Genomic DNA, 26,857 nt, shown 5'->3' with positions numbered 1-26,857 from the left:
CTCGAGATAAGTTTTCCCATTCCGTAAGGAAGTAAGACCCCTGAGAGATGATCAGGTAGATAGGATGGAAGTGGAAGTATAGTGATATATGGAGCGGACCATTACTAATCGGTCGAGGACTTAACCAAAAGAAAAACGAAGGTTGACTCGGAGAGAAAAGAAAGTTATTATCTAGTTTTGAGAGAATAAAATCTTTCAAACAACAAAATAGTGCGGTGACGCTAGCAAGAAGGACACACCTGTTCCCATGCCGAACACAGAAGTTAAGCTTCTTAGCGCCGAAAGTAATTGGGGGATCGCCCCCTGTGAGGATAGGACGTTGCCGTGCGGTTATTCCGGCATAGCTCAGTTGGTAGAGCACCTGACTGTTAATCAGGTTGTCGACGGTTCGAGCCCGCCTGCCGGAGTTAATGAATAACTGGAGAGTTGTCCGAGTTGGCCGAAGGAGCATGATTGGAAATCATGTAAACGGGTAAAGCCTGTTTCAAGGGTTCGAATCCCTTACTCTCCGTCATCATTTAATGATGGCCCGTTGGTCAAGTGGTTAAGACACCGCCCTTTCACGGCGGTAACATGGGTTCAAATCCCGTACGGGTCATATAATTTGGAGGTTTAGCTCAGCTGGGAGAGCATCTGCCTTACAAGCAGAGGGTCACAGGTTCGAACCCTGTAACCTCCATTAAGAATTAAATATTCTTGGTCCCATGGTGTAGGGGTTATCACGCCTGCCTGTCACGCAGGAGATCACCGGTTCAAATCCGGTTGGGACCGTAATTAATTATTATTAATTAATTTATTAGCTAAATGGCTCGGTAGCTCAGTCGGTAGAGCAATGGATTGAAGCTCCATGTGTCGGCGGTTCGATTCCGTCCCGCGCCATTATGGAAGGGTAGCGAAGTGGCTAAACGCGGCGGACTGTAAATCCGCTCCTTCGGGTTCGGTGGTTCGAATCCACTCCCTTCCATTTTTTATAACAGGGGTATAGTTTAAAGGTAGAACTACGGTCTCCAAAACCGTCGGTGTGGGTTCAATTCCTACTACCCCTGCCATATGGCGATAGTGGCGAAGTGGTTAACGCACCGGATTGTGGCTCCGGCATTCGTGGGTTCGATTCCCATCTACCGCCTTTTTTTATTTGATTTTATTTTTGGGGTATAGCCAAGCGGTAAGGCAAGGGACTTTGACTCCCTCACGCGTTGGTTCGAATCCAGCTACCCCAGTAAGGATTTGATCCTTATATGGCGGTATAGCCAAGTGGTAAGGCAGAGGTCTGCAAAACCTTTATCACCGGTTCAAATCCGGTTACCGCCTGTAGAAATAATAAGCATAATTTTATGCCGGTGTGGCGGAATTGGCAGACGCGCTGGACTCAAAATCCAGTGTCCATTAGGACGTATCGGTTCGACCCCGATCACCGGTATTGATTAAAGAGGAACTTCTTTATTAGAAGTTCCTCTTTTTTGTTATATATTGAGATATTGTTTTAAACCATGAGTACAGTATTGCATTGTTTTTGAAATAGATTGTGGAGATACATTTAAAATTTGAGCAATTTCTTTTTGCTTATAAGGTTTGAGTAAGCAATAATTTAAAATTAAAAGTTTTGCATCAGATAGTTGATTATAATAACTGTGAAATAAATCTAAACAAATTAAATAATCTTCTAAATAATAAGTTTTAGGATCGATAAATAAATGATCTAAATGTTGCGTTGCTGCGATTGCATCTAATGATTTTGTGTGTTTATTAGATTGTCTTTTAAAAGCATTTTCTTTACGTAAAATACTTGTGTAGTGATTTTTTAGGCAAGTTTTGTAGAAGGCACCAAATGTAACGTGCATATTGTCACGATATTTGAGAGCTGCTTTATAGCATGTAATATACGCTTCTTGTTTTAAATCTTCCCGGGTGCAATAAGGTGATTGGAGGGGATAGTTTTTGATTGAAGCATTAATTAAAGGTTTATATTTAGTAATTAAATGATATAAGCAATTGTTGATATCTTTTCTATGTTTAATGTGTTCAATATAATATAAATCATTTTGTGTCATCAAGAATAATCCTTTCGTTTTAAAATCTAGATTTATTTTAAAACGGCTAGTTTATGAAGTATATTAACTGATTTATGAAAAGATTAAAGAAATTTTAAAGATCAAAAAAAGACCTCAAATTAATGAGATCTTGTTAAAAGCCACTTACCGGACTTGAACCGGTGACCCCCACCTTACCATGGTGATGCTCTACCTGCTGAGCTAAAATGGCATGTAATAAAACTACTTCAATATTATAGTACAATTGATTTTAAAAAGCAATAACCAGTAAAAAACGCATACCGACAGCGATTTTTACTGGTTATTTTGATTAAATGATCTTAAAAATAAAATTCACTTGTATATAATTCAAAAGGAATTTTTTGTAATAGAGGAGGTAAATCAGCTGATGTAATTAAAACTAATTCATGCATAGCACGAGAACAAATTGTATATAAAATACCTAAATCATGATTGTCTTGATATAATTCAGGTGTTAAATTTGTCATTACAACAGCATCAAATTCTAAACCTTTGGCTAAATAAATTGGCAGAATACATAATCCATCAGGTAAATTACGATCGTTATCTTTAAGTAGTGTTACAGGGAAATTAACTTGGAGTTTTTTGGCTAATTTTTTACTTTCAGATAAATCTCGTGTGATTAAAGCTACTTTAGGATATTTTTTTAACAGTGATTTGAGTTGTTCTTTTAAAGCTAAATCCCGATTTTTACGATCTGATGTCCGAATAACAAGTGGTTTATTACCATTACGTGCAAATGATGTGATTTCATCACCATCAGGCAGTAGGGCTTTGGTAAATTCTGTAATTTCTTGAGTTGAACGATAGCTTTGTTTTAATTGGACAATTTTGGCTTTAGAAATATTTAAATTAGATTGAATTTCATTGAGTAAATCAGCTGGTAAAACTAATTCATTAAATAAAGCTTGTTCACTATCACCAAGTAGTGTCAATTTAGCATTTGGAAAAGCATGTTTTAAATAAATTAATTGGGCTAAAGTGTAATCTTGCATTTCATCAATAAAAAGATGAGCAATACTATGATTTTGCCCAGATCCAGTTAATAAGTCACGTAAATACAATACAGGAGCACAGTCATCTAAAGCAATTTTATGCATTTCAATTTGTTCATTAAAGAGGCGGACAATTAAAGGTGCTGCTTCACTATCAGTAGCAACAAATTGTAGGAAATCAGCATATTGAGCATAAACATCAAAAAAGAAGTCATTATAAATAGCATCATAAATTTTTGCGTATTTATTTTCAACGATTTGTTTAGCGATATAAGCTTGTTCATCAGCTATTTCCTGGAAGGCACTACGTTGTTTACCAATTAAATAATCATGGTATTCACTATCAGATAAACTTTCTATTTGATCATAAACCCAGTCACTGGACATTTCGGTAATAACTTGATCTTTTAACGCTTTAAAGAGTAAATCTTTGGTTTCTAAAAAGCGTTGTTGAGGTGCTAAATTTTCAGCTGTTGAAGCATAAAACTCTTTAATTTGAGCAGCTGAAAAAACAATTTTAGAATCTAAAATGATATCGCAAAATTGAAAATCAATAGGATTTAGAGTAGTAGCATAATGTTTAATTTGTTCCATAAAATCAGCTGAAATTTTAGCATTGTGTGTTAATTCTGTGATTTTAGTATCTAAAGTCGCTAAATGCGGGTTGGCTTTGGCGGTCATTTGATTTTCATAAGCTTTGAATAAAGTTTCTACATGTAAGCCTTGTAATCTTTGAGCTAAAAATTCAGCTAAAGTGACTTGGCGCATATTCTTTTCACCTAAACTAGGCAATACTTGTGAAATATAATTACTGAACAGTAAATTTGGTGAAAAGAGGACAATTTGTTCAGCAGATAGTTCTTTACGGCTATGATATAACAAATACGCAATGCGTTGTAAAATAGCGGAAGTTTTCCCCGAACCTGCAACACCTTGTACTAATAGCAAATTACTTGTTGTATCACGAATAATGGCATTTTGTTCTTGTTGAATAGTAGCGACAATATTTTGCATATATTCAGCACTATTTTGACCTAAAGCATTTTGTAAAATTTCATCACCAACAACTTCATTTGTATCAAACATGCTAATTAATTTTCCGTTTTTAATATTAAATTGGCGTTTTTTAGTTAATTCAGCAGCTTGTTTGCCACGAGGAGTATCATAAGTTACGGCTCCTAATGTTCCGTTATAGTAAATACTAGAAATTGGAGCGCGCCAATCATAAACTAAGAAATCATCATTCTCGTCAATAAAAGATGATGTACCAATGTAAAGTTTTTCATGATCGCCATCTTCATTAATATCAATTCGTCCGAAATAAGGGGAGTCTTTTAATAAATTCAGTTGATGGAGTTGTTGTTCCAGAATTTTTTCTGACAGTAAGTTTTTAGCTACTAATTGTTTTTGTTGTTGCACTTCCGCATTGGTTTCCATTTGGTCATCAATTTCGAAAGTGTTAATTTTAGTATTTTGAGTATAATTATTTTCTACTAAGGTTGTTTCAGTATGAGCTTGTTCATATTCTTCAGTTAAATCATCATAACGTTGGACGATTTCTTGATGAACAGATTTTAGATGATCTTGTTCTTTTTGTTTATTGAGAGGATCCATTTGATTAACTCCTTATTTATAATGTAAGTGTCTGTTTCTTATTATAAGCAAAGTTAGCTAAAAAATCTGCAAAATCAGGTGAAAGCTGAAAAGAAATTCAGGAACCCTTTACAATTCGAAAGAGTTTAGCTATAATCAAAATTAGCTTCAATGATTAGTTAAGTAGTAAAAACATCGACAGAGAGCTTTTTAACCTGCTGAAAGAAAAGCCGTTTTTATGAATTGGGCCTATGAGAAGCAAACACATTAAATATATTAATTAAGCGGCAGTATTCTGCAATTTAGGTGGCACCACGTGAAAGCGTCCTATTCTCATTATGAGAGTAGGTCGCTTTTTTTGTAGAATTAAGCCAGAAATAGAGGAGGATTTAAGATGGATAAAAAAATTATTTTAACAGGGGATCGACCAACTGGTAAATTACACTTAGGTCACTATATTGGTTCATTAAAGAAACGGGTGGAAATGCAAAATACAGGTGAATATGAAACATTCATTATGATTGCTGACCAACAAGCATTAACAGATAATGCTCGTAATCCAGAAAAAATTCGCAATTCTTTAATTGAAGTTGCACTAGACTATCTAGCAGTTGGAATTGACCCTACAAAATCAACAATTTTTGTACAATCCCAAATTCCTGCATTAGCTGAACTTAATCTTTATTATTTGAATTTAGTAACAGTTGCACGTTTAGAAAGAAATCCAACTGTTAAAGCTGAAATTCAACAAAAAGGTTTTAATCGTTCTTTACCAGCTGGATTTTTCACATATCCAGTTAGCCAAGCTGCGGATATTACAGCATTTAAAGCTGAATTAGTCCCTGTGGGTGATGATCAAGAACCAATGTTAGAACAAACACGTGAAATTGTTAGAAGTTTTAACAATATTTATGGTGATGTTTTAGTTGAACCACAAGGTGTTTTCCCACAAAAAGGATCAGGTCGTTTACCAGGGTTAGATGGAAATGCGAAAATGAGTAAATCTTTAGGTAATGCGATTTATTTATCCGATGATGCAGATACATTACGTAAGAAAGTTATGTCTATGTATACAGATCCAAATCATATTAGAATTGAAGATCCTGGTCAAGTTGAAGGTAATATGGTATTTACTTACTTAGATATCTTTGCTGACGATCAAGAAAAAGTTGCAGAACTTAAAGAACAATATCGTGCTGGTGGTTTAGGTGATGTTAAGATTAAACGTTACTTAAATGAAGTTTTAGAAGATAAATTACGACCAATTAGAGAACGTCGGATTGAATTAGCTAAAGATATTCCAGCAATTTATCGTATGTTAGAAGAAGGTAGCGCACGTGCTAATGCTGTTGCTGATAAGACTTTGGAAGAAGTTAAAGATGCAATGGGAATTAACTATTTTAAATGTTAATTATTATAAAGTAAGAAAACTCTCTGAGATTAGTAGATCTCAGAGAGTTTTTATTTTAATTAAATTCAGATAATAATTCTAAATATTGTGATTCAAAATATGAATCTTTTAAGTAAACAAAATAAATATCATGATGAACATTAATATCAGTTAAATTAATTTTCATTAGAGTTTGAGTAGTTAATTCTTTTTGCACCATTGATTGATAAATAAAAGAAATACCAACTTGGTCTAATAATAATTGGCGAATTAAAGAGGGGCTACCAACTTGGATGATTTCAGCAAAATCTGCAACACTAATATTTTGTGCATTAATAATACTTTTGAAAATTTCGTGTGAACCGGAACCTTCTTCACGGGTAATAATGGGGTAAACTAATAAGTCTGTGAGTTGATATTGTTTGGTTAAGCTGAAACCAAGTTTTGGCGAGGCGACAGCAATAAAAGGTTCTTTTGTAATTTGATGGACAGAAAATTCTTTTTTATCAAAATTACCTTCAATAATAGCAAAATCAACGTGACCATTTCGTAACGCTGTTAAACTAGTTTGGGTGTTGGCGACAGTACAATTGATTTTATGATAATCATGATTAGTTGCTAATTTTTTTAAAAAAGTAGGAACGAGAAATTCACTAACGGATTGTGTTGCTGCAAAATTAATTTCCTTTTTTTGTGTTTGATTGTGCAGTAAAGTAAACATTTTATTCGTTTGAGAGTTTAAAGATTTGGTAAAAGTGAATAAAGTATTGCCAGCTGGAGTTAATTTTAATTTACGATTTTCATAAGTGAATAATCTTAAGTTTAAGTCGGTTTCTAAAGTTTTAATTTGTTGAGAAACAGCGGGTTGACTAATATATAAAGCTTCTGCTGCTTTGGTGTAAGACATATATTGAGCTACAGTATAAAATGTTTTAATTTTAGGATCAAGTAACATTAGAAAAAACTCCTTCATAAGTAAAAGTTATAATGTTATCGTAATTCATTATTTTAAGTTATTCAAGATATTTGGTATATTTAATTGGCAAATGATATGAAGGAGTGAGAGAGAATGAAATCGATGAAAATTATGAAAGAAAAAACTTTTTGGTTAGCTGCGGTTTTAACTTTAACATGTTCGATGTTAGGGGTTACGATTGCTAAGATACCTTACTTGAATTTAATAGGTGCATTAGTCTTATCTATGTTATTAGGGATGTTATTACAAAGTGCGCCTAAAACAATTAATAAAGCACGTCCAGGAATTGGATTTATTTCGAATAAATTTTTACGTCTAGGTATTATTTTATTAGGATTCAAATTGAATTTAGTAACATTAGCACAATCAGGTGTTAAAACAATTGTAATTGCAATGATTGTTGTGACTTGTACAATCTTTTTAACTTATAAATTATGTATGTATTTTGGAGCAGATTCTGAATTAGCTATTTTAACCGCGACTGGATGTGGTATTTGTGGTGCTGCTGCTGTAATGGGGATGTCTCCACAAATAGAAACTTTTGATGAAGAAAGAAAACGGGAAAATGAAGTTTTAGCAGTGGCTGTTGCTAGTGTTATGGGAACTTTATTTATTTTAATTGAATTAACTTTGAAATCATTTTTACATTTAAGTGATGCTCAGTTTGGGATTATGGCTGGGGGTTCATTACATGAAATTGCTCAAGCAGTAGCTGCTGGTGGAGCTGGTGGTGCAGTTAGTTTACAACATGCGATTATTATGAAATTATCACGTGTTTTACTATTAGCACCAGCTGCTTTAGTTGTGGGTATTTGGTATCAAAAACATTTACAAAAAGAAATGCAAGCAACAAGTGGTAAACAAATTAAATTGAAAAAATTACCTATTCCATGGTTTATGGCTGGTTTTATTTTATCAAGTTTAATTGGAACATTTATGCCTATTCCAGAAAGTGTTATTAACTTTTTAGTACAAGCAGCATATGTCTTTTTAGGGATGGCTATGGCCGCTTTAGGGATGTCAGTTAATTTTAAAGTTTTATTCAAAAGAGGCCAAAGTGTTTTTAAAGGTGCATTTATTAGTTCGACAATCTTATTAATTTTTATGCTACTTGTAAGCATTTATTTATTTTAAGCAAATTACAAAACTATTCGGCAAGGAATTGCTGAATAGTTTTTTTGTGTGGTATTTTATAATCTAATTTAATGACTATTTTTAATGAAATTAATTATGATAAACTAGATTTATATAGAAAAATGTAATTTTCTTCTATGTAAGAGATAATATTTTAAAATTTGAAGGAGAATGCAATCCATGAGTACAAAAGAAAAATTTTCTGAAAAAGATATCAATAAAAAGAATCCGATTTTTTCACGGACACGTACAACGATTGAATCGGCTTTTTATGCTAATAATATGAATCCTGTGGTTGATATTGCAAGCGCTTACTATTTGGCTGCAGAATCACCAAATACCATCATTACGGATTTACCAATTATTCATACTGATGAATTAGGCTTACCACATGATGCGAAAATGCTTGTGGATAATCATGGTGCGATTGTTGGACGAACAGCCGCAGCACGTCATTTAATCGATGATCCAAAAGAAGATGTCGATTTATTAAATAAAGTTTTACAAGAAGCTATTTTTGAAGGGGCTCAACGTGATTTTTATACATCTGACGTTTTTGTTGGTTTAGATAAAGATTTCATGGTGAAAGCTCACTTTGCAATTCCAGAAGGCTATGAAGTTGATTTATTATCATTTATGTTAAACTTCCAAGCTGTTAATGAAACATATAATAAAATGTACGCTGAATCTAAAGCGTTAGCTGATGAAGGTGATATTTACCTTTATATGGATCCATACTGGTCACATCCTGACTATCCAAATGGATTAGTAATTTTTGATGCACCACACAACTCAGCAGCAATTTTAGGTTTACGTTACTTTGGTGAAATTAAAAAAGCTACACTTACAATGGCATGGGCAATTGCTCACCGACATGGCTTCACAGCTTGTCACGGTGGTGAAAAAGCATTCCACTTTACTGATAAAGAAGATAAAGTATTTGCATTTTACGGTTTATCCGGTTCAGGAAAATCAACATTAACACATGCTAAACATGATGGTAAGTATGATATTACTGTTTTACATGATGATGCATTTGTTATTTCCCGTGAAGATGGTAGCTCAGTTGCTTTAGAACCAGCATATTTTGATAAAACAAATGATTATTTACCAGGAACACGTGAAACAAAATATTTCACAACTGTTATGAACGTTGGTGTAACTTTAAATGAAAAAGGTGAACGCGTCTTAGTAACAGAAGATTTACGTAATGGTAATGGTCGTACTATTAAAACACGTTATGCATCTTTAAACCGTGTTGATAAAGAAGATGCACCAGTTAACTCAATTTTCTGGATTATGAAAGATGATAGTCTTCCACCAGTCTTGAAATTAACAGATCCTACAACAGCTGCAACATTTGGTTTAACATTAGCTACAAAACGTTCCACTGCAGAAAATGTTGTTTCAGGTGTTGATCGTAATGCGTTAGTTATTGAACCATTTGCTGATCCATTTAGAGCTTATCCATTAGCTGAAGATTACCAAGATTTTAAAGAATTATTCGAACAAGGTGTTAACTGCTATATTGTTAATACACACGAATATAATGGCTTAGATATTGGTAAAGATACAACATTAGGCTTAATTGAAGCGATTGTAGAAGATCGTGATCAATGGCAAGCATTTGGTGAGTTACCAAACTTGGAATACATGCCATTAGATGGTTTCCCTGTTGATTTTTCAGATGCTGATTATGTTGAAAAATTAAAAACAAGAATGGAAATTCGTTTAGATTGGATTAAAGAATATGAATTAAACAATCCAGCATATCCATTACAAACAGAAATTAAAACAACTTTAGAAACAATTATTAATAAATTATAAAAATAAGCTAGATAAAAAGAGCGTACCTTGAATTTTCAAGGTACGCTCTTTTAGTTTAAATGGAATTAGTCTTCGTTTAAGAAATTAGGATCCCATTCATATTTAGCACGTTGGCCACCAATTAATTTTGGACGTGTGCGTGCATATGTGACATGTGCAGCACCGATTGATTTAATAGATGTCCGAACTGGAATTTGCACGTGTTTGATGTGCATACCAATCATTGTGTCACCAATGTCAATCCCAGCTTGAGCTACGATATGTTCAATTTCAACTGGTTCAGCAAATGCTTCAAAAGCTGCTAATTGACCAGAACCACCAGCATGAACAGCAGGGAATACGGTTACAATTTCAAAACCATATTTTTCTGCAACAGGGCGTTCCACTACTAAAGCACGGTTTAAATGTTCACAACCTTGAACAGCAAGGTGAATATTAAGTGGTTTTAATTCTTCCACTAATGTATTTACCACTGCACGAGCAACATTTAAACTAGGGTGTTTACCAATAGCATTACCTTGAATTTCACTTGTACTCATACCAAGGACTAAAATATCGCCTGGGCGTAAGTTAGCTTGTTCAAGTAATTCTGATAAACCTTGTTTCACATCTAATTCCACTTGATGTAAGTCTAGTACCATAGATCTTCCCTCATTTCTTTTATTCTACACTTATATTATAACGCAAAAAAATAAAATAAATCAAAAATTAAAATAAAAAATATATTCTAAAGGTTCTGTTCTTTAGGTGTTTAAATTTTGTAAGAAAAATGTATTCGATAAAGCAATATCATAAATTACTATTAGATGCGCAGGAATTGAATTTTTGTTCTATATCATTTAAAACTTTTTGGGATTTAAATATGTGAATTTTTTAGTCATATTTTAAATTTGAGTATTAAGAAAAAATAGTTAAAATGAAACAATATTTAGTGATCTGAAAAAATAAATTGGAACTAAATAGGGGAGAATATGATGATAAAAAATAAGTAAAATTGATATTAATAAAAAATTTTGATCAGTTGTTTGTAGACCACAAAAAAGGATGATTTAGCGTAGTAAGCGAGTTATTTAGAAATCAAAAATCATAAAAAAAGAGCCATTGTAATTACTTATAACATTGATTAGAAACACAATATCTAGTGCGTTTTTAAAAAACCAGATACTAACTGTTGTGTTTTGCGGAAAAAGTCGGTACAATATTAATTGTATTAATTCTCGACTTGAGGATTAAAAAAACGGAAAAAATACGTATATTATATACTTGAAAAAAATAAAAAAGATACTATTAAAAAGGATGGTTAAGATGGTTAAGGCAATTACAATCGCTGCTCAAGCAGTACAAGCACCGCGAAAATTTATAAAAAATAATGGATATGAAATGAATTTCGCGCTTTATAAAATTAAATACATTATTAGTGAATTAGGGCTTGGCGAAGAAGAAGCAACCGTTGTAAAAGAAATCTTAATTCGTCTTAACGGTAATGATGTAGTGACAGCTGATCAAGTACGTGCTGCTTTTAATCAAGCGTTACAAGGATTAGGTTATCAAGCTGAAGCACAACAATACCAATCAGTTCATCAAGCAATGAAAAAAGCATGGAAAGTTGAAACTGATCCTACAGCTCGTTTAGCACGGTTACAATCACGAGATCCAGAATTAGTACACGAAAATGCTAATAAAGATAGTAATGTTTTTAATACGCAACGAGATTTAACTGCCGGAACAGTTGGTAAAACATTAGGTTTAAGAATGTTACCAGAACATGTTGGGAAAGCTCACTTACGTGGGGATATCCATTATCATGATTTAGACTACACACCATGGAGCCCAATGAGTAACTGTTGTTTAATTGATTTTAGCGAAATGTTAACAAATGGTTTCAAAATTGGTAATGCCGAAGTTGAAAGTCCAAAATCTATTCAAACAGCAACAGCTCAAATGGCACAAATCATTGCCAATGTAGCTTCTAGTCAATATGGTGGCTGTTCAGCTGATCGTGTGGACGAAGTTTTAGAACCATTTGCATTGAAAAATTATGAAAAACATTTAGAAGAAGTTAAAGAATATATCGATGATGAAGAAAAACGTGAAGAATTTGCGATGGAACGTACTAAAAAAGATATTTATGATGCAATGCAAGCATTAGAATATGAAATTAACACATTATTCTCATCACAAGGGCAAACACCATTTACTACTTTAGGATTTGGTTTAGGAACAAGCTGGGTGTCACGAGAAATCCAAAAAGCAATTTTAAATATTCGTTTAGAAGGTTTAGGTCGTGAAAAACGAACAGCTATTTTCCCTAAATTAGTATTTGCTTTAAAAGAAGATTTAAATATGAAACCAACTGATCCTAACTATGATATTAAAGAATTAGCTTTAGATTGTGCTACAAAACGGATGTACCCAGATATCTTAATGTACGATAAAATTATTGAATTAACAGGTAGTTTTAAAGTTCCAATGGGTTGTCGATCTTTCTTACAAGGATGGAAAGATGAAAATGGCCAAGAAATTAATTCTGGTCGAATGAACTTAGGGGTTGTAACAGTTAACTTGCCAAGAATTGCTTTGCAATCTAATCATGATATGGATCTTTTCTGGGAAATTTTCAATGAAAGAATGCAAGTTTGTAAAGATGCTTTAGTTTATAAAGCTAAACGTGTTACAGAAGCTGTTCCAGAAAATGCACCAATTTTATATCAATATGGTGCGTTTGGTAAACGGTTGAAGCCAGGCGAAGATGTTAATCAATTATTTGTAAATCGTCGTGCAACCATCTCATTAGGTTATATTGGACTTTATGAAGTAGGTGCTTATTTCTTTGGTTCTAATTGGGAAAATAATAAAACAGCACATGACTTTACAGTACGAATTGTTAAAGAATTAAAAGATAACTGTAATTTATGGGCTGATGAATATGATTATCACTTCAGTGTTTACTCAACACCAAGTGAATCATTAACAGACCGTTTCTGCCAATTAGATACAGAAAAATTTGGTGAAATTAAAGATATTACAGATAAAGATTACTATACAAATAGTTTCCACTACGATGTTCGTAAACATCCAACACCATTTGAAAAATTAACATTTGAAATGGAATATCCAAAATATGCTGGTGGTGGCTTTATTCACTATTGTGAATATCCAAACTTACGTCAAAATCCAAAGGCTTTAGAAGCTGTATGGGATTGGGCCTATGATAAAGTTGGTTATTTAGGTACAAATACTCCAATTGATCGTTGTTATAAATGTGGTTTCGAAGGTGAATTCAAAGCAACAGCTCGTGGTTTTGAATGTCCTGATTGCGGAAACCATGATCCTAAGAGTTGTGATTGTGTAAAACGGACTTGTGGTTATTTAGGAAATCCATTACAAAGACCAATGGTACATGGTCGTCACGTCGAAATTTCTTCACGAGCAAAAAATTTATAATGGACTGATTTGAATGTCGGAAGAGAATAAAATTAAGTTTAATATTTGTGGTGAGCGGAGTTTTGGTGATTGCCAAAATAAAGATATCATTACGAAAAAAATGTTAAAACAAATTGAACGACGCAAAAAACGGGAACGTGAAGTTAAAATTCAACGTCCTGTTGATCCTAAACCGAAAGAATGGGTCGCAAAAGATTATAGTAAGAACTTGATTGCTGATTATAAACCATTTAACTTTGTGGATGGTGAAGGTGTTCGCTGCAGTCTTTATGTCAGTGGATGTTTATTTGCCTGTCCTGGGTGTTATAATGTTGCTTCGCAAAACTTTAATTATGGTACTTTATATACCCAAGAACTTGAAGATCAAATTATTGCTGATTTGAGTCATGATTATGTTCAAGGGTTAACATTATTAGGTGGAGAACCATTTATGAATACAGAAGTTTGTTTAAAAATTGTGAATCGAATCCGCGCAGAATTTGGTAACACGAAAGATATTTGGTCTTGGTCAGGTTATTATTGGGATGAGTTATTACAAGAAACAGATGATAAATTAGAACTCTTATCTAAAATTGATATTTTGGTAGATGGTCGTTTTGAATTGAGCTTAAAAGACCTAACTTTACAATTTAGAGGGAGTTCTAACCAAAGAATTATCGATGTTCAAAAATCTTTTGCAGAGAATGATGTCGTTATTTGGGATAAGCTAGTTCGTTAATTGAATAAGAATACTTAAAAAGCAAAGCTGATAAATAAAAGCTTTGCTTTTTAAGTTTTGCTAAAAAAATTAATCTTTTCAACAATCTAAAAAACCCGATAACACTCAGTTTATAAAAGGTTGCGCGAAAGGTTATATAACCCAAGTTAACTAACTATAATAGGAAACTTATTAAAAATAATTAGCTAAATAAAAACGTTGTCATAAAAAACAAGGGAGTAAAAGGGTTAACTGCGGTAGCTTTGAAAAAATATAAAATAGTAAAAACGTTAAATGTAAAATAAATTTCAAAGAAATGGTTTTATTTTTTGAAATATGTAGTATAATAAGTTGTGTAAAAGATATATTGTTAGGTAGATTTGATTTAAAGGGGAGAATTAAGATGGTTATATTGTACACGACACCGAGTTGCACATCATGTCGTAAGGCACGTTCTTGGCTCAAAGAACATAATATTCCATTTACAGAACGTAACATTTTTTCAGAACCGTTAACAAAAGATGAAATTAAACAAATTTTGCAAATGACAGAAGATGGAACTGAAGAAATTATTTCAAAACGTTCCAAGGCATATCAAGAATTAAACCTAGATTTAGATATTATTCCGATGAAAGAATTATTCGATTTAATTCAAGAAAAACCAGGATTATTACGTCGGCCAATTATTTTAGATAACAAACGTCTTCAAGTAGGGTATAACGAAGATGAAATTAGACGCTTTTTACCACGCGAAATTCGTGTGCTTGAACTACGTAAGGCACAAGAATTAGCTGGCATTAGTTTTTAAGACAATTAATAATAAAATTAACCTGAGAAGACTGCTTTGTTAAAATAGTAGTCTTTTTTGGTCTTTTTTAAGTAAGACATATTTTCAACGCAAGTCGTATCAGTTATGATATACTTAGTTAATATAAAGTAATTAAAGAGAATGAGGTGGGTGCCAAGATGGAGATGGAAAAAATCAATGCTAATACGATTCGTGTATTGATTGAAAATGAAGACATGATTGAACGTGGTTTGACCGTCCTTGATTTATTAGGTAACCATAAAGATATTGAAAAATTCTTTTATGAAATTCTTGAAGAAGTTGATACAGATCATGAATTTCGTGATACAGAAGCTGTTACTTTCCAAGTTATGCCGGATCGAAATGGTTTAGAATTATTTATTACGAAAGTTGATCCTGAAAATTTAAGTGCAGAAACAAAAGAATTATTAGAAAAGAAAAAGGCCGAATTAACAGAAGGTCTTGGTATTGCAGAGGTTACTCAAAGTGAACAAGGGCTTAACAATGCCGCGCAACTCTATTCAGATCAAGGGAACACGAATCAAGTAGATAATGAAGCATGGGATGAAGATGATCATTATTTGGATAATTTAGCGAATGTTAATGAAGTGGAAAAGCATTATGTTTTTCGTTTAGCAACATTTAATGATTTTGTTGATTTAGCTAAAGTAGTTCCTTCTAATGATGTGATGGCTAATTTATACTATTATCAAGATGCATACTATTTAGATATTGTCGTTTTTGATGATCAAAATAAATATGCTAAAGATCGATTAGCTGTTACTTTAGCTGGTGAATATGCAGTGAAAATTACGCAATCACCAACTGTGTTAGCAGAACATGGTAAATTGATTATGGAGAGTGCGGCTTTTGAGTTAGCACGTCATTATTTTAAATAATATGAAATAAGAAAGTTGTTTTCGATGAGAAAGCAGCTTTCTTTTTGTTTAAAGCGTATTTATATACGAAGACCTTTTAAGGAGGGAAAAGTATGCAATACGCTTATTTAAATAATCAGCAACTAATCACTGCAGGAGAAGCTTGTCAGAAATTTGAAGTTCCCAAACAAGCAAAATATTATTGTCCTTATTGTCGAGAACCAGTATTTTTAAAACAAGGAAGAATGACACAACCGTATTTTGCGCATTTTTCTAAAGGTAAGAAACGTGTCGTAGGCCAAGGAGAAACTGAGGAACATCTTCGAGGAAAAGAATTTTTATTCAAATTAGGTCAATTAGCTCAAATTGATGTGACGTTAGAGGATTATCAAAGTGAATTTCAACAACAACCTGATGTTTTATATCGAATTTCACCAGAGGAATATTTAGCGTTAGAATATCGATGTGCACCAATGAGTTTAAAAGAGTTAGAATTTCGTTCACGCGGATATAGACAAGCGGGGTACCGCTATTGTTGGTTTTTAGGACCAAACTATCAATTTTATAATAAGAAGAAATTAACACGTCAAATTGCCCAGTTTTTAAGATGGCATGTAAATTTGGGGTATTATTTATTATATTTAGATACGCGTAAACCGGCTTTTAAATTAGTTTATAATATTCAAATGGCGGATTTTTTACCGATTAAAGCGCAAACGTATTTTGCGAAAGATTGGGATGAGTTGCGTACATTTATGCATCAACCACAAAAAGTTGGTTATTTTAAATTAACAACTAAACAGCAAGAGATTCAAAAAAAGTGTTTAACGCGTAATTGTCGCCGCTCAACGGGTGTTATGCTCGATTTACAAAAGTTATGTTATGAACAACGAAGAGACACGTTAACCGCACTACAGGAGCGTTTACAGCCGTATTATCAAGCACCTACTAAAAGGATACCGAATTGTTATTATCAGTTACTAAGTGATTATTTAGGTGCGCAAAAGACCAGTCAATATTGTTATCGCACACCATTTGTTCGCCAAGAATTAGTCACGATGGAATTAAGGGCTTGTCAATAAAGCGCTTTATTGAGTAGAATAAAGATATGTTCAAAATTTTAAGAAATTAGGTGTGAAGATGGGAAACGTTAAACAATTACCAAAAAGAAATGAAGTCCCAGTAGAATTAACATGGGATTTAACTTTAATTTTTTCAGATGATTCTGCTTTTGAAGTCGCTTTGGAAAAAGTAAAAAAAGAAGCTGGAGATTTAGGGCAATATCAAAATACTTTAAATCAAGGTCCAACAGCATTTTTAACAGCCTTAGAAGCTCTTTTAGCAATTGATAGTCAATTAGAAACAGTTTATGTCTATGCTAATATGAAAAATGATCAAGATACAGCTAATCCTAAATATCAAGGTTATAGTGCTATGACACGTTCATTAGCTGCTGAGGTTGCTGCACAAACAGCTTGGTTTGAACCAGAAGTTTTACAATTAACAGAAGAACAAATTAACCAATATCTAGCTGATGAACCCAAATTAGCAACATATAAACATTTGATTGAAACGATTACGGAACAAAGAGCGCATGTTTTAAGTACGCAAGAAGAAGCTTTGTTAGCTGCTGCCAGTGATGTTTTAGCAGCTCCAGAAAATATTTTTGAAGTGTTAAACAATGCTGATTTAAAATTCCCAGTTGTAACTGATGAACAAGGTGAAAAGGTTCAGTTATCACATGGTGTTTTTGGTAAATTATTAGAATCTGCCGATCGGACTGTTCGCAAAGAAGCTTTTGAGCAATTATATTCAGTATATGATCAATATAAAAATACATTCGCGATGACTTTAGCAACTCATGTTAAAAAACATAATTTTAGTGCTAAAATCAGAAAATATGCTAGTGCACAAGAAATGTCATTAGCAGCTAATCATATTCCGGTTGATGTATATACAACGTTATTGCAACAAGTAGAGAAGAATTTACCGTTATTACATCGTTATGTTGCATTACGTAAGAAATTATTGAATTTAGATGAAGTTCATATGTATGATATTTATGCACCTTTAACTGGTGAACCAAGTTTGAAATATACTTATGAAGAAGCTAAAGAAAAAACTATTGCAGTTTTAGGAATTTTAGGTGAAGATTATTTAAGTCATGTGAAAGAAGCATTCTCACATCGTTGGATTGATGTTGTTGAAAATCAAGGTAAACGTAGTGGCGCTTATTCATCAGGTGTCTATGGTACAGCTCCATATATTTTATTGAACTGGCAAGATAATTTAGATAATTTATTTACTTTAGTGCATGAAATGGGACACAGTATGCATAGTTATTTAACAACATATACACAACCATATCATTATGGTGATTATTCTATTTTCTTAGCGGAAATCGCTTCAACAACTAATGAAAATCTGTTAACACAAGCTTTATTGGATGAAGATTTGAAACCTGAAGTACGAGCATATGTCTTAAATCATTATTTAGATGGTTTTAAAGGAACAGTTTTCCGTCAAGCTCAATTTGCTGAATTTGAATTATGGATTCATGAACAGGATGCACAAGGGATTCCTTTAACTGCGGAAATGATGTCTAACTATTATGCTGAATTAAATCAAAAATATTATGGACCAACAATTGTTAACGATCCACAAATTGCTTATGAGTGGGCTCGGATTCCTCATTTTTATTACAATTTCTATGTGTATCAATATGCTACAGGTTTTGCAGCAGCAACTACATTAGCTGAAAAAATTGTAGAACATGATGACAAAGCCATAGAAGCTTACTTGAATTATTTAAGTGCGGGTAGTTCTGATTATCCAATTCAAGTTATGCAAAAAGCGGGCGTTGATATGACAGATGCGCGTTATTTAGAAAAAGCTTTTGCTGTATTTGAAAAACGTTTGAATGAATTAGAAAATTTACTTTAATAAACGATAAAAAAATAAGCTAGCGATTTATTCGCTAGCTTATTTTTATTTATCTTAAACGCAATGGATGACTGGAATTTTTCTTTGAATATTGGATTTGTTCGAGGGCCTTTTTTTCTGCAACCACATTAGTTTCTCCATGATTACAAAATTGAGTTGTTAACACATTATCCAAAAAGGTCATTGAATCTGGACCTGAAATTGAAAAAGCTGTTTTTTCATTGCTAGGATCAAAAATTACAACGGAAGGATGTTGAGTTACTTTCATTTCTGCGGCAAGTTTTTGATCTTGTTTGAATGCTTTGATTGCTAGTTCAGAATTACAATCTTCATTAAATAGTTCTAAATCAAGACGAGCGGCAATAGCAGCTTGTTGTGCAATTTCTTCAGTATAATGATATTGAGCGTTATTTTTGATTTGATCTTGGACGTTTAATAAGAATAAGCGTCCGCGTTTTTGACCCTGAAATAAAGCAGCTTTGTAATCTAAAGACGCACGATAAACTTCTCTAGATAAAGTATTACGTAAATTTAAGTCGTTTTTGGATAAGCTTTCGCGATCCAAAATGTTATCGATTGTATTTAGTGATAACAAAGGAATAAATCGAAAGGTTATATCGCGTTTTGATTCTTCAATCAAATTTAAAATATTCTGCTCTGTTCGATAACAGATATTTCCGATTGGATTTACGAATAAATATATTTCAATCATCAGTTGCTGTCCCCCCCCATATTTTTGCTGAAACTTATAGTTTTTATAAATTAAATTATAGTTACATATTTGATTATTATTTCTAAAGTTCTTGAATACCAGAGCTAGTATAACACAAAAGGAAGGTAAGATGTGGAAATAAGCTTATAAAAATAAGACAATTATGAAAAATGATTAAAAAAATTAGCGAAAAAGATTAAAAGTACTCAAGTTGAAATTAACTAAAATAAAGTCTCTTATGTTACACTATATAAGGATAATGGAATAAGAGTGGAGAGAGTGCAATGGAAATCATTTGGGATGAATTTTTATATCCATATAGTCAAGTTGTGAATGAGCTCAAGTTTAAATTTCGAGCTTGTCGACATCAATATCAGACAGCTGATCAACATTCTCCGATCGAATTTGTGACCGGAAGAGTCAAGGCTGTACCTAGTATTTTAGAAAAAGCACAAAGACGACAAATTACATTAGCTGAAATTGAAGATAATATGGAAGATATCGCTGGAATTCGCATTGTTTGTCAATTTGTAGAAGATATCTATCAAGTATTAGATTTGATTAAAGCGCGGGGAGATATGAAAGTTATTTCTGAACGTGATTATATTACGAATCGTAAATCAAGTGGTTATCGTTCGTATCATGTTGTTGTTGAGTATCCCATTCAATTGTTGTCAGGAGAAAAGCTAATTAAAGTTGAGATTCAAATTCGGACATTAGCTATGAACTTTTGGGCCACAATTGAGCATTCTTTAAACTATAAATATCAAGGTGCGTTCCCGCTAGAAATTGCAGAACGGCTAGAAAAAGCAGCTGAGGCGGCGTTTTCTTTAGATACTGAGATGTCGAATATTCGTGATGAAATTAAAAATGCCCAACAAATCTTTAAACAGCGGACACCGCATAATGATAAAGATTAAAAAATTCAAAAGAGTAATTAAATTTTAGTGAAAGAGGTCAGTTATGAAATTCGCAATTGTTGCTAATGATCTACCAAAATCGCAAAATGTAAAACGAAATTTAGAAAAGAAATTATTAGAATGTCATATGGTCGAAGATGAAAAGCATCCCGAAATTGTGATTACAATTGGTGGAGACGGAACGTTATTATCAGCATTCCATAAATATCAAGATCAATTAGAAAGCATTCGTTTTGTTGGTGTGCATACAGGTCACTTAGGTTTTTATACTGATTGGCGTGAAGATGAGATTGATGATTTAGTTGTTAGTTTACAATCAGATAATGGACAATCGATTAGTTATCCACTTTTAGAAGTACAAGTGAAGTATGCAAATGAACCACATATGAAAAAATATATTGCTTTAAATGAAGCTGCTTTAAAGAAAATTGGTACAACGTTAGTGACTGATGTTTATATTGGTGGTGAATTTTTCGAAAGTTTTCGTGGTGATGGTCTGTGTGTATCTACACCAACTGGATCAACAGCTTATAATAAATCTTTAGGTGGAGCTGTTGTACATCCTAATTTAGAAGTGATGCAAGTTGCTGAAATTGGTTCGATTAATAATCGTGTTTTTCGGACGGTTAGTGCACCAATGATTATCGCTCCACGTGATTGGGTGACGTTATATCCAGATCATGGAACTGATTTTGTATTGACGATTGATGCTTTAACTAAATCAGGGTGTAAAATTGAAAAAATTATGTTTAAAATAGCAAAACAAAGAATTTATTTTGCGAAATATCGTCATCAACATTTTTGGCGGCGAGTGCAAGATGCCTTTATTGGAGATGCGAATGGAGTTTAAATGGAAATATGAACAAGCAACACCAATGAAGTTGCGGAATTTTTTAAAAGCGCAAGGTCTGTCGCGGCGTTTATTAGCTAAAATCCGTCATAGTGGTGGCGAGATTAGTGTGGCGGGTAAATCAGGGCGTGTAGTTGATAAAGTTTATCCAGGAGATATTGTTGTATTACGAACACCTCCTGAAGAAACAAAAAATCAATTAGTTAAGTCATTTGTTCCAATTGAGGTCTTATATGAAGATCGAGATTATTTAATTGTCAATAAACCAGCTCATTTAGCCTCGATTCCAGCAGCGTTGCATCCTGATGATTCATTAATTAATCGTATTCTTGGGTATTATCATGTTCGGGGGTATCGAGGGATTATTCCACATATTATGACGCGGTTAGATCGGGATACAAGTGGAGTAGTTTTACTTGCGAAACACGGTTATGCTCAAGCAGTCTTAGAACAGAATCAAAATCAGTATCCGATTCAAAAAGAATATTATGCTTTATTGAGTGGCAATTTAAAGATTAAAAAAGCATTAATAAATTTGCCAATCGGACGTGATGAAAACAGTTTATTTAAAAGAAAAGTGACTACACAAGGAAAAAATGCTCAAACTGAGTTAAAAGTTAAACAAAATTATGCTAAAGTAACATTATGTAAGATTAAGTTACATACAGGGAGAACACATCAAATTCGTGTTCATTGTGCTTATTTAGGCCATCCCTTAGTTAGTGATGAGATGTATCAAGGTAAGCAGATGGCGCCATTAGAGCGACAAGGTTTACATTGTTATCAAATTAAATTTTATCATCCTTTTAAAAAAGAAATGATTCAAATTAAAAGTCCATTACCAACAGATATACAAGTAATTATTAATAAAAAATAAAAGAGGTAGAGAATCATGGTTGAAATGACACAAACAAATCATGATAACATCCAAAAAATAATTAATGCATTAGATTCTCAAAAAGCACGGCTTTTTCGGGAAGAATATTTAGAATTACATATTTATGAACAAGCGCAAATCTTTCGGGATTTAAATGAACAGCAAAGAGCGCGTGTTTATCGGTATTTAAAGCCTGAAGAAGTCGGGGATATGTTTGATGCAATGGATCAAGATCCTGAGGAAGTAATTCATTATTTAGAAGAAATGACAATGGCGTATGCAGCAGCTGTAATTAACGGGATGTATACGGATAATGCGGTTGACGTTTTGGCATATGCTAAAAAAGAGGATTTATTAGGTTATTTGCGTTTATTGCCTGCCAAAACAGCAGCTGAAATTAAACGGATGTTACATTATGAAGATAAAACAGCTGGTTCGATTATGTCGACTGAATATGTGGCTATTAATGGGAATCAGACCTTAGCTTCTGCAATGGAAGCTATTAAAGTTGCTGCTAAAACAGCGGAAACAATTTATTATGTTTATGTAATTGATGAGAGTGAAAAATTAGTCGGGGTTGTCACTTTAAGAGATATGTTGCGAAATGATGATCAAGCTATGGTCAAAGACGTAATGAATATGCAAGTGATGGCTGTTAAAGTCGATGATGATCAAAAAGATGTAGCACAAACAATTCGTGACTATAATTTCTTAGCTATTCCGGTTACTGATTATAATCATAAATTAATTGGGATTATTAACGTTGATGATATTATCGATGTTATTGATGAAGAATCGGTTGAAGATTATTCTGGTTTAGCCGGGGTTGACTTGGAACAAACAACTGAAAATCCATGGCAAGCAGCTTTTAAACGATTACCGTGGTTGGTGACATTGTTGATTTTAGGTATGTCTACTACTACGTTGATTTCTCATTACGAAGAATTAGTTAGTCAAGCAAGTATTTTAGCAGTTTTTATTTCTTCGATTACTGGTACAGCGGGGAATGCTGGTACACAAAGTTTAGCGACAGCTGTCCGCCGCTTAGCGTTTAAAGATGAAGATAAAAAGAATATTTGGCAATTATTATTAACAGAATTAATTACAGGGATTATTTTAGGAATTATTACTGGATTTGTAATTTTTGTAATTGTTGGTTTCTGGAAACATAATTTCGTCTTAGGTTTTGTTATTGGATTTGCGATGATGTGTGCGATTGTAGTAGCTAATTTAGCTGGTGCATTTATTCCAATGTTTATGGATAAAATTGGTGTGGATCCAGCAGTGGCATCCGGTCCATTTATCTCGACATTAAGTGATTTAACATCAGTTTTAATTTATTTCAGTATTGCTCGTATTTTCTTATCATTTTTCGTAGGTCAATAAAAAACATCTTCTTAGTCAAACTAGGAAGATGTTTTTTTATATTTAATTAACAAATTTTACGCAAACACCTTCGGGAAGGTGGATGTTGTCTTGGATTAAAGTTAATTTTCCAGAGACTGGATTGCGTTCGAATAAACTGATAGTATTATCATTTTGATTAGCGACTACTAAAAACTGATCAGTAGCATCTAAGGCAAAATCACGTGGGAAATCAATTGATGTAGTCGTTTGATGAATTAATTGCAAACTAGCATCCGACTCGATTTTAAAACAAGCAATTGAATTAAAACCACGATTGGAAATATATAAGTGTTGTTGATTGTGACTGATTTTAATAGCAGCCGCTCCATTGAAATCATGATATTCGTTTGGAATGGTAGTTTGGATATCTAAAATTGAAAAACTACCATTTTGAGGGTTGTATTTTAAGGTGGCGACCTGGCTGCTGAGTTCACCAACAACATAAGCGATTTGTTGATTAGGATGGAACACTAAATGACGTGGCCCGAAACCAGCTGGGAAAGTTAACACATTGTTTAAAAGAGCTTTTTGATTATTATCGAAATTATAAGTTAATAATTGATCAGCACCTAAATCCAAAGCAACTAACCGGTTATCAGGAGTTAAGTCTGCATAATGTAAATGTGATGATTGTTGTTCTGGACGAGGACCGGAACCAGAATGTGAGATGCTTTGGTGTAAAGTTAAAGTATTATTAGGATGAAGTTGATAAATTAAGACTTCAGCAGTGTGATAATTAGCTGTATAAACTAAATTTCGCTGTTTATCAAATGAAACATAACAAGGTGGAGCTCCAGCTTGCAGTACTTTATTATTTAAAGTATAAAGTTGCGTAGTATCTTTAGAATAGCTAGCGATACCGCCGTGATCATCTTGTTTACAAATTGTGAATAATTGATTATTAGTCGTTGTTAAATAAGTAGGGTTATTGACTGCTATTAACAACTCGGGTTTTGAGATTGTTTTTGTGTCTGTATTTAAGGTAGCTTGATAAATACCTTGGCTTATCTTTTTGGTATATGTGCCAAAAAAGATATTTTCTAACATAAATATCATCCTTTCTAAAACATGTAAGTTACTGATATTATAGCAAAAAAGTAGTCGGAAAGTGATCCGATTACTTTTTGGAGTGATAATATGTTAAAATTAAATTGGAATTTTTTAATGATAAGGGGAAAGTCAATATGTTGGAGTCTCAAATAATCGCGATCGGTTCACAAGCAATGACAGCGCCGGAACCAATGTTAATCATGTTTAACGAAACGGCATCTGATCAATTAACGAAAGTCGCTGTTATTCAACGTTTTAAAAGTTCACAGCAAGAAAATTATACATTAGAAGTTGGCCATAAAATAAGAATTGATGATCAAGAATATACAATTAATTATATTGGTGAGTTAGTTAAAAATAATTTGTTGATGCTTGGTCATGCAACGCTTCATTTTAAGGAAGTTCCAAGTAATCCGTTAGGTAATACTATTTATTTAGAGCCGAATGAATTACCTGAAATTAAAGTTGGCACCATTATTAAATATTATTAAAAAAAACGCTGAAATCAAATACTGATTTCAGCGTTTTTTAGTTTTAACGATCACCGTTAAAGATTGAATTTTTAACAATTACATAATCAACAGTTCTTAAAGCATCTAAGTCTTTACCACCTGCGTAAGAAATAGATGATTGTAAATCTTCTTTCATTTCTTGTAAAGTGTCTGCAATGTGACCTTTGTAAGGTGTTAAGATTTTTTTACCTTCGACGTTTTTATATTGACCTTTTTGATATTGAGAAGCAGAGCCAAAGTAAGCTTTACATTTTTGGCCATCTTGTTCAATTAATTCACCAGGACTTTCGGCATGACCTGCAAATAATGAACCGATCATACACATAGAAGCGCCAAAACGAATTGATTTAGCAATATCACAATTATAACGTAAACCACCATCAGCGATAATTGGTTTACGAGCGGCTTTAGCACAAAGGCGAATAGCAGCTAATTGCCAACCGCCAGTTCCGAAACCAGTTTTTAATTTTGTGATGCAAACACGACCTGGTCCAATTCCGACTTTAGTAGCATCAGCGCCAGCATTTTCTAATTCACGTACCCCTTCAGGAGTACCTACGTTACCGGCAATTAAGAATGTATCTGGTAATTTAGATTTGATATATTTAATCATTTTAATAACAGTATCAGCATGACCGTGAGCGACATCAATTGTAATGTATTCTGGAGTGAGGCCAGCTTCGACTAATTCATCAACAAACGTATATTCTGGATCTTTAACACCGACGGAAATAGAAGCAAATAAATTGCGATCATGCATCATTTGCACAAAATCCAAACGGTTTTCAGCTTCAAATCGATGCATAATATAGAAGTAACCATTTTCAGCTAACCAAATAGCTAAATCATCGTCAATGATAGTTTGCATATTAGCAGGTACAACAGGAATTTTAAAAGTTAAAGGACCAAATTTGATGCTTGGATCAATTTCGGAACGACTTTTCACAATACATTTGTTGGGAATAAGTTGGATATCTTCATAATCAAAAACTGTCATAATAAAAGAGCCTCTCTTTCAAAGGTTGAGCGTTTTTAATTCGTGATTTACTTAATTTAATCACGAAACCATAAATATAATAGCTTTTATTCGGTAAAAAGTCAAGGTTTGTTTCTTTAATAACTTCTAAAGTTCGGTTTTTATCACAATAAACGAATTATCTTTAATAAATCTAAAATGCTAAATATTCCCAAACAAAGGATAATGTGTTTTAATTGATAATATATAGTTTGGAAAGAAAAGGATGAGCGAATATGGCTAAGAAAAAGAAAAATAAGATTAAAAAAACTAATGAAGAACGTATCTTAGATCAACATAATATTCCTTATGAAGAGTATTCTTTTGAATTTTTAAAACGAGGTGCGTCAGCTTTTGCAGAAGCAGAAGAACAAGGAATTGAACCGAATAGTATTTTAAAAACGATTGTTTTGAATGCAAATAAAGATCCTAAGGATTATTTAGTCGTTTGTTTATCTTTATTACATGAAATTGACTTGAAATTAATTGCTCGTCAATTAGGAAAAAAACAAGTTCATTTAGCTGATAACAAGAATTTAATTAATATTACAGGTTATGTACATGGAGAAAATACACCAATTGGGATTAGTTTTAAAACGGATTTCCCTATTTATTTTGATGAAAGAATTCAAGATTTCACGGAAGTATCAGTGTCTGCTGGGAAAATTGGTCGTTCTGTTCGGTTGAATCGGGAAGCGTTAGTAGAACTTGTGAAAGGTGAATATATTCAAGTTGCTAAATAAAAGATGGTGTTAAT

General features: G+C 32.9%; 22 protein-coding genes, 13 tRNA genes and 2 rRNA genes. 29 read left to right on the top strand and 8 right to left on the bottom strand.

What is annotated here, in order from left to right; all coding sequences use genetic code 11:
* The 14 genes from G540_RS0106715 to G540_RS0106650 form a co-directional block, all read left to right on the top strand.
* Positions 1–128 (top strand): 23S ribosomal RNA (locus G540_RS0106715); the annotation flags it as partial.
* A gap of 83 nt (positions 129–211) precedes the next feature.
* A 5S ribosomal RNA gene (gene rrf, locus G540_RS0106710) occupies positions 212–328 on the top strand.
* A gap of 6 nt (positions 329–334) precedes the next feature.
* Positions 335–407: transfer RNA gene (locus tag G540_RS0106705), tRNA-Asn, on the top strand.
* Positions 408–420: 13 nt separating this feature from the next.
* Positions 421–511, top strand: a tRNA-Ser gene (locus tag G540_RS0106700).
* Positions 512–526: 15 nt separating this feature from the next.
* Positions 527–598: transfer RNA gene (locus tag G540_RS0106695), tRNA-Glu, on the top strand.
* A gap of 8 nt (positions 599–606) precedes the next feature.
* Positions 607–679 (top strand) — tRNA-Val (locus G540_RS0106690).
* Between the two features lie 19 nt (positions 680–698).
* Positions 699–771: transfer RNA gene (locus G540_RS0106685), tRNA-Asp, on the top strand.
* Between the two features lie 35 nt (positions 772–806).
* Positions 807–879, top strand: a tRNA-Phe gene (locus G540_RS0106680).
* A gap of 4 nt (positions 880–883) precedes the next feature.
* Positions 884–964, top strand: a tRNA-Tyr gene (locus G540_RS0106675).
* Positions 965–975: 11 nt separating this feature from the next.
* A tRNA-Trp gene (locus G540_RS0106670) sits at positions 976–1,049 on the top strand.
* A 4-nt stretch (positions 1,050–1,053) separates the two neighbouring features.
* Positions 1,054–1,126 (top strand) — tRNA-His (locus G540_RS0106665).
* Positions 1,127–1,148: 22 nt separating this feature from the next.
* Positions 1,149–1,220: transfer RNA gene (locus G540_RS0106660), tRNA-Gln, on the top strand.
* Positions 1,221–1,240: 20 nt separating this feature from the next.
* A tRNA-Cys gene (locus G540_RS0106655) sits at positions 1,241–1,311 on the top strand.
* Between the two features lie 25 nt (positions 1,312–1,336).
* Positions 1,337–1,420, top strand: a tRNA-Leu gene (locus tag G540_RS0106650).
* Positions 1,421–1,463: 43 nt separating this feature from the next.
* Here G540_RS0106650 and G540_RS07315 read toward each other — a convergent pair.
* The 3 genes from G540_RS07315 to helD all read right to left on the bottom strand — a co-directional run bounded on the left by G540_RS07315 (position 1,464) and on the right by helD (position 4,681).
* Entirely contained in the window at positions 1,464–2,051 is a 588-nt protein-coding gene (locus tag G540_RS07315) for a sigma-70 family RNA polymerase sigma factor (protein WP_051188985.1), read from the bottom strand.
* Between the two features lie 138 nt (positions 2,052–2,189).
* Positions 2,190–2,262, bottom strand: a tRNA-Thr gene (locus tag G540_RS0106640).
* 109 nt (positions 2,263–2,371) lie between these two features.
* Complete coding sequence (gene helD / locus G540_RS0106635; protein ID WP_027107485.1) at positions 2,372–4,681, bottom strand: RNA polymerase recycling motor HelD; 2,310 nt, start codon at positions 4,679–4,681, stop codon at positions 2,372–2,374.
* A 373-nt stretch (positions 4,682–5,054) separates the two neighbouring features.
* Between helD and trpS the strand changes: the two genes are divergently transcribed.
* Positions 5,055–6,071: a tryptophan--tRNA ligase gene (gene trpS / locus G540_RS0106630; protein WP_027107484.1), complete on the top strand. Its 1,017-nt coding sequence runs from the start codon at positions 5,055–5,057 to the stop codon at positions 6,069–6,071.
* A 55-nt stretch (positions 6,072–6,126) separates the two neighbouring features.
* On the opposite strand, the gene G540_RS0106625 is transcribed toward trpS, so the two are convergent.
* Positions 6,127–7,005, bottom strand: coding sequence for a LysR family transcriptional regulator (locus tag G540_RS0106625; protein ID WP_035463638.1), 879 nt, complete (start codon positions 7,003–7,005; stop codon positions 6,127–6,129).
* A 123-nt stretch (positions 7,006–7,128) separates the two neighbouring features.
* On the opposite strand from G540_RS0106625, the gene G540_RS0106620 reads away from it, so the two are divergent.
* Entirely contained in the window at positions 7,129–8,160 is a 1,032-nt protein-coding gene (locus G540_RS0106620; RefSeq protein ID WP_027107482.1) for a YeiH family protein, read from the top strand.
* A gap of 180 nt (positions 8,161–8,340) precedes the next feature.
* The gene (locus G540_RS0106615) at positions 8,341–9,987 is read left to right on the top strand and encodes a phosphoenolpyruvate carboxykinase (ATP) (protein WP_027107481.1); all 1,647 of its coding nucleotides are present in this window, start codon (positions 8,341–8,343) and stop codon (positions 9,985–9,987) included.
* A 65-nt stretch (positions 9,988–10,052) separates the two neighbouring features.
* Here G540_RS0106615 and G540_RS0106610 read toward each other — a convergent pair whose 3' ends face one another.
* A complete protein-coding gene (locus G540_RS0106610; RefSeq protein ID WP_027107480.1) occupies positions 10,053–10,628 on the bottom strand; it encodes a TIGR01440 family protein in 576 nt (191 codons plus the stop codon).
* A gap of 655 nt (positions 10,629–11,283) precedes the next feature.
* Here G540_RS0106610 and nrdD point away from each other — a divergent pair.
* The 6 genes from nrdD (at position 11,284) to pepF (ending at position 18,757) form a co-directional block, all read left to right on the top strand.
* Entirely contained in the window at positions 11,284–13,431 is a 2,148-nt protein-coding gene (gene nrdD, locus G540_RS0106605; protein ID WP_152973854.1) for an anaerobic ribonucleoside-triphosphate reductase, read from the top strand.
* Between the two features lie 100 nt (positions 13,432–13,531).
* Complete coding sequence (gene nrdG, locus G540_RS0106600; RefSeq protein WP_152973860.1) at positions 13,532–14,149, top strand: anaerobic ribonucleoside-triphosphate reductase activating protein; 618 nt, start codon at positions 13,532–13,534, stop codon at positions 14,147–14,149.
* 382 nt (positions 14,150–14,531) lie between these two features.
* Complete coding sequence (spxA, locus tag G540_RS0106595; protein ID WP_027107477.1) at positions 14,532–14,936, top strand: transcriptional regulator SpxA; 405 nt, start codon at positions 14,532–14,534, stop codon at positions 14,934–14,936.
* A gap of 158 nt (positions 14,937–15,094) precedes the next feature.
* A complete protein-coding gene (locus G540_RS0106590) occupies positions 15,095–15,835 on the top strand; it encodes an adaptor protein MecA (protein ID WP_027107476.1) in 741 nt (246 codons plus the stop codon).
* Between the two features lie 92 nt (positions 15,836–15,927).
* Positions 15,928–16,896 (top strand): competence protein CoiA, encoded by a 969-nt coding sequence (locus G540_RS0106585; protein WP_027107475.1) that lies wholly within the window; start codon positions 15,928–15,930, stop codon positions 16,894–16,896.
* 58 nt (positions 16,897–16,954) lie between these two features.
* The gene (pepF, locus tag G540_RS0106580; protein ID WP_027107474.1) at positions 16,955–18,757 is read left to right on the top strand and encodes an oligoendopeptidase F; all 1,803 of its coding nucleotides are present in this window, start codon (positions 16,955–16,957) and stop codon (positions 18,755–18,757) included.
* A gap of 49 nt (positions 18,758–18,806) precedes the next feature.
* On the opposite strand, the gene G540_RS07180 is transcribed toward pepF, so the two are convergent.
* On the bottom strand, positions 18,807–19,469 hold the full coding sequence (locus G540_RS07180; protein WP_051188983.1) for a DsbA family protein: 663 nt from the start codon (positions 19,467–19,469) through the stop codon (positions 18,807–18,809).
* Positions 19,470–19,753: 284 nt separating this feature from the next.
* On the opposite strand from G540_RS07180, the gene yjbM reads away from it, so the two are divergent.
* Genes yjbM through mgtE form a run of 4 tightly spaced genes read left to right on the top strand, consistent with a single transcriptional unit; the run spans position 19,754 to position 23,502 of the window.
* Positions 19,754–20,389 (top strand): GTP diphosphokinase, encoded by a 636-nt coding sequence (gene yjbM, locus G540_RS0106570; protein WP_027107473.1) that lies wholly within the window; start codon positions 19,754–19,756, stop codon positions 20,387–20,389.
* Between the two features lie 43 nt (positions 20,390–20,432).
* The gene (locus G540_RS0106565) at positions 20,433–21,239 is read left to right on the top strand and encodes an NAD kinase (protein ID WP_027107472.1); all 807 of its coding nucleotides are present in this window, start codon (positions 20,433–20,435) and stop codon (positions 21,237–21,239) included.
* On the top strand, positions 21,229–22,116 hold the full coding sequence (locus G540_RS0106560) for an RluA family pseudouridine synthase (RefSeq protein ID WP_027107471.1): 888 nt from the start codon (positions 21,229–21,231) through the stop codon (positions 22,114–22,116). Before G540_RS0106565 ends, G540_RS0106560 begins: the two co-directional genes overlap by 11 nt.
* Before the next feature lie 15 nt (positions 22,117–22,131).
* Complete coding sequence (mgtE, locus tag G540_RS0106555; RefSeq protein WP_027107470.1) at positions 22,132–23,502, top strand: magnesium transporter; 1,371 nt, start codon at positions 22,132–22,134, stop codon at positions 23,500–23,502.
* Between the two features lie 42 nt (positions 23,503–23,544).
* On the opposite strand, the gene G540_RS0106550 is transcribed toward mgtE, so the two are convergent.
* Positions 23,545–24,570 carry a lactonase family protein gene (locus G540_RS0106550; protein ID WP_027107469.1) on the bottom strand — a complete coding sequence of 342 codons (1,026 nt, stop codon included), beginning with the start codon at positions 24,568–24,570 and terminating at the stop codon, positions 23,545–23,547.
* A 137-nt stretch (positions 24,571–24,707) separates the two neighbouring features.
* Between G540_RS0106550 and G540_RS0106545 the strand changes: the two genes are divergently transcribed.
* Complete coding sequence (locus tag G540_RS0106545) at positions 24,708–25,064, top strand: PTS glucitol/sorbitol transporter subunit IIA (protein ID WP_027107468.1); 357 nt, start codon at positions 24,708–24,710, stop codon at positions 25,062–25,064.
* Between the two features lie 43 nt (positions 25,065–25,107).
* On the opposite strand, the gene G540_RS0106540 is transcribed toward G540_RS0106545, so the two are convergent.
* The gene (locus G540_RS0106540; protein WP_027107467.1) at positions 25,108–26,082 is read right to left on the bottom strand and encodes a GMP reductase; all 975 of its coding nucleotides are present in this window, start codon (positions 26,080–26,082) and stop codon (positions 25,108–25,110) included.
* Positions 26,083–26,336: 254 nt separating this feature from the next.
* Between G540_RS0106540 and G540_RS0106535 the strand changes: the two genes are divergently transcribed.
* Positions 26,337–26,843, top strand: a complete 507-nt coding sequence (locus G540_RS0106535) for an aminoacyl-tRNA deacylase (RefSeq protein WP_027107466.1) — start codon at positions 26,337–26,339, stop codon at positions 26,841–26,843.
* Positions 26,844–26,857: the final 14 nt, after the last annotated feature.

The organism is Ligilactobacillus ceti DSM 22408 (genome assembly GCF_000423245.1).
Lineage (GTDB): Bacteria > Bacillota > Bacilli > Lactobacillales > Lactobacillaceae > Ligilactobacillus > Ligilactobacillus ceti.
The sequence above is the reverse complement of the archived record's forward strand: the minus strand, read 5'-3'. Positions and strand labels throughout refer to the sequence as shown.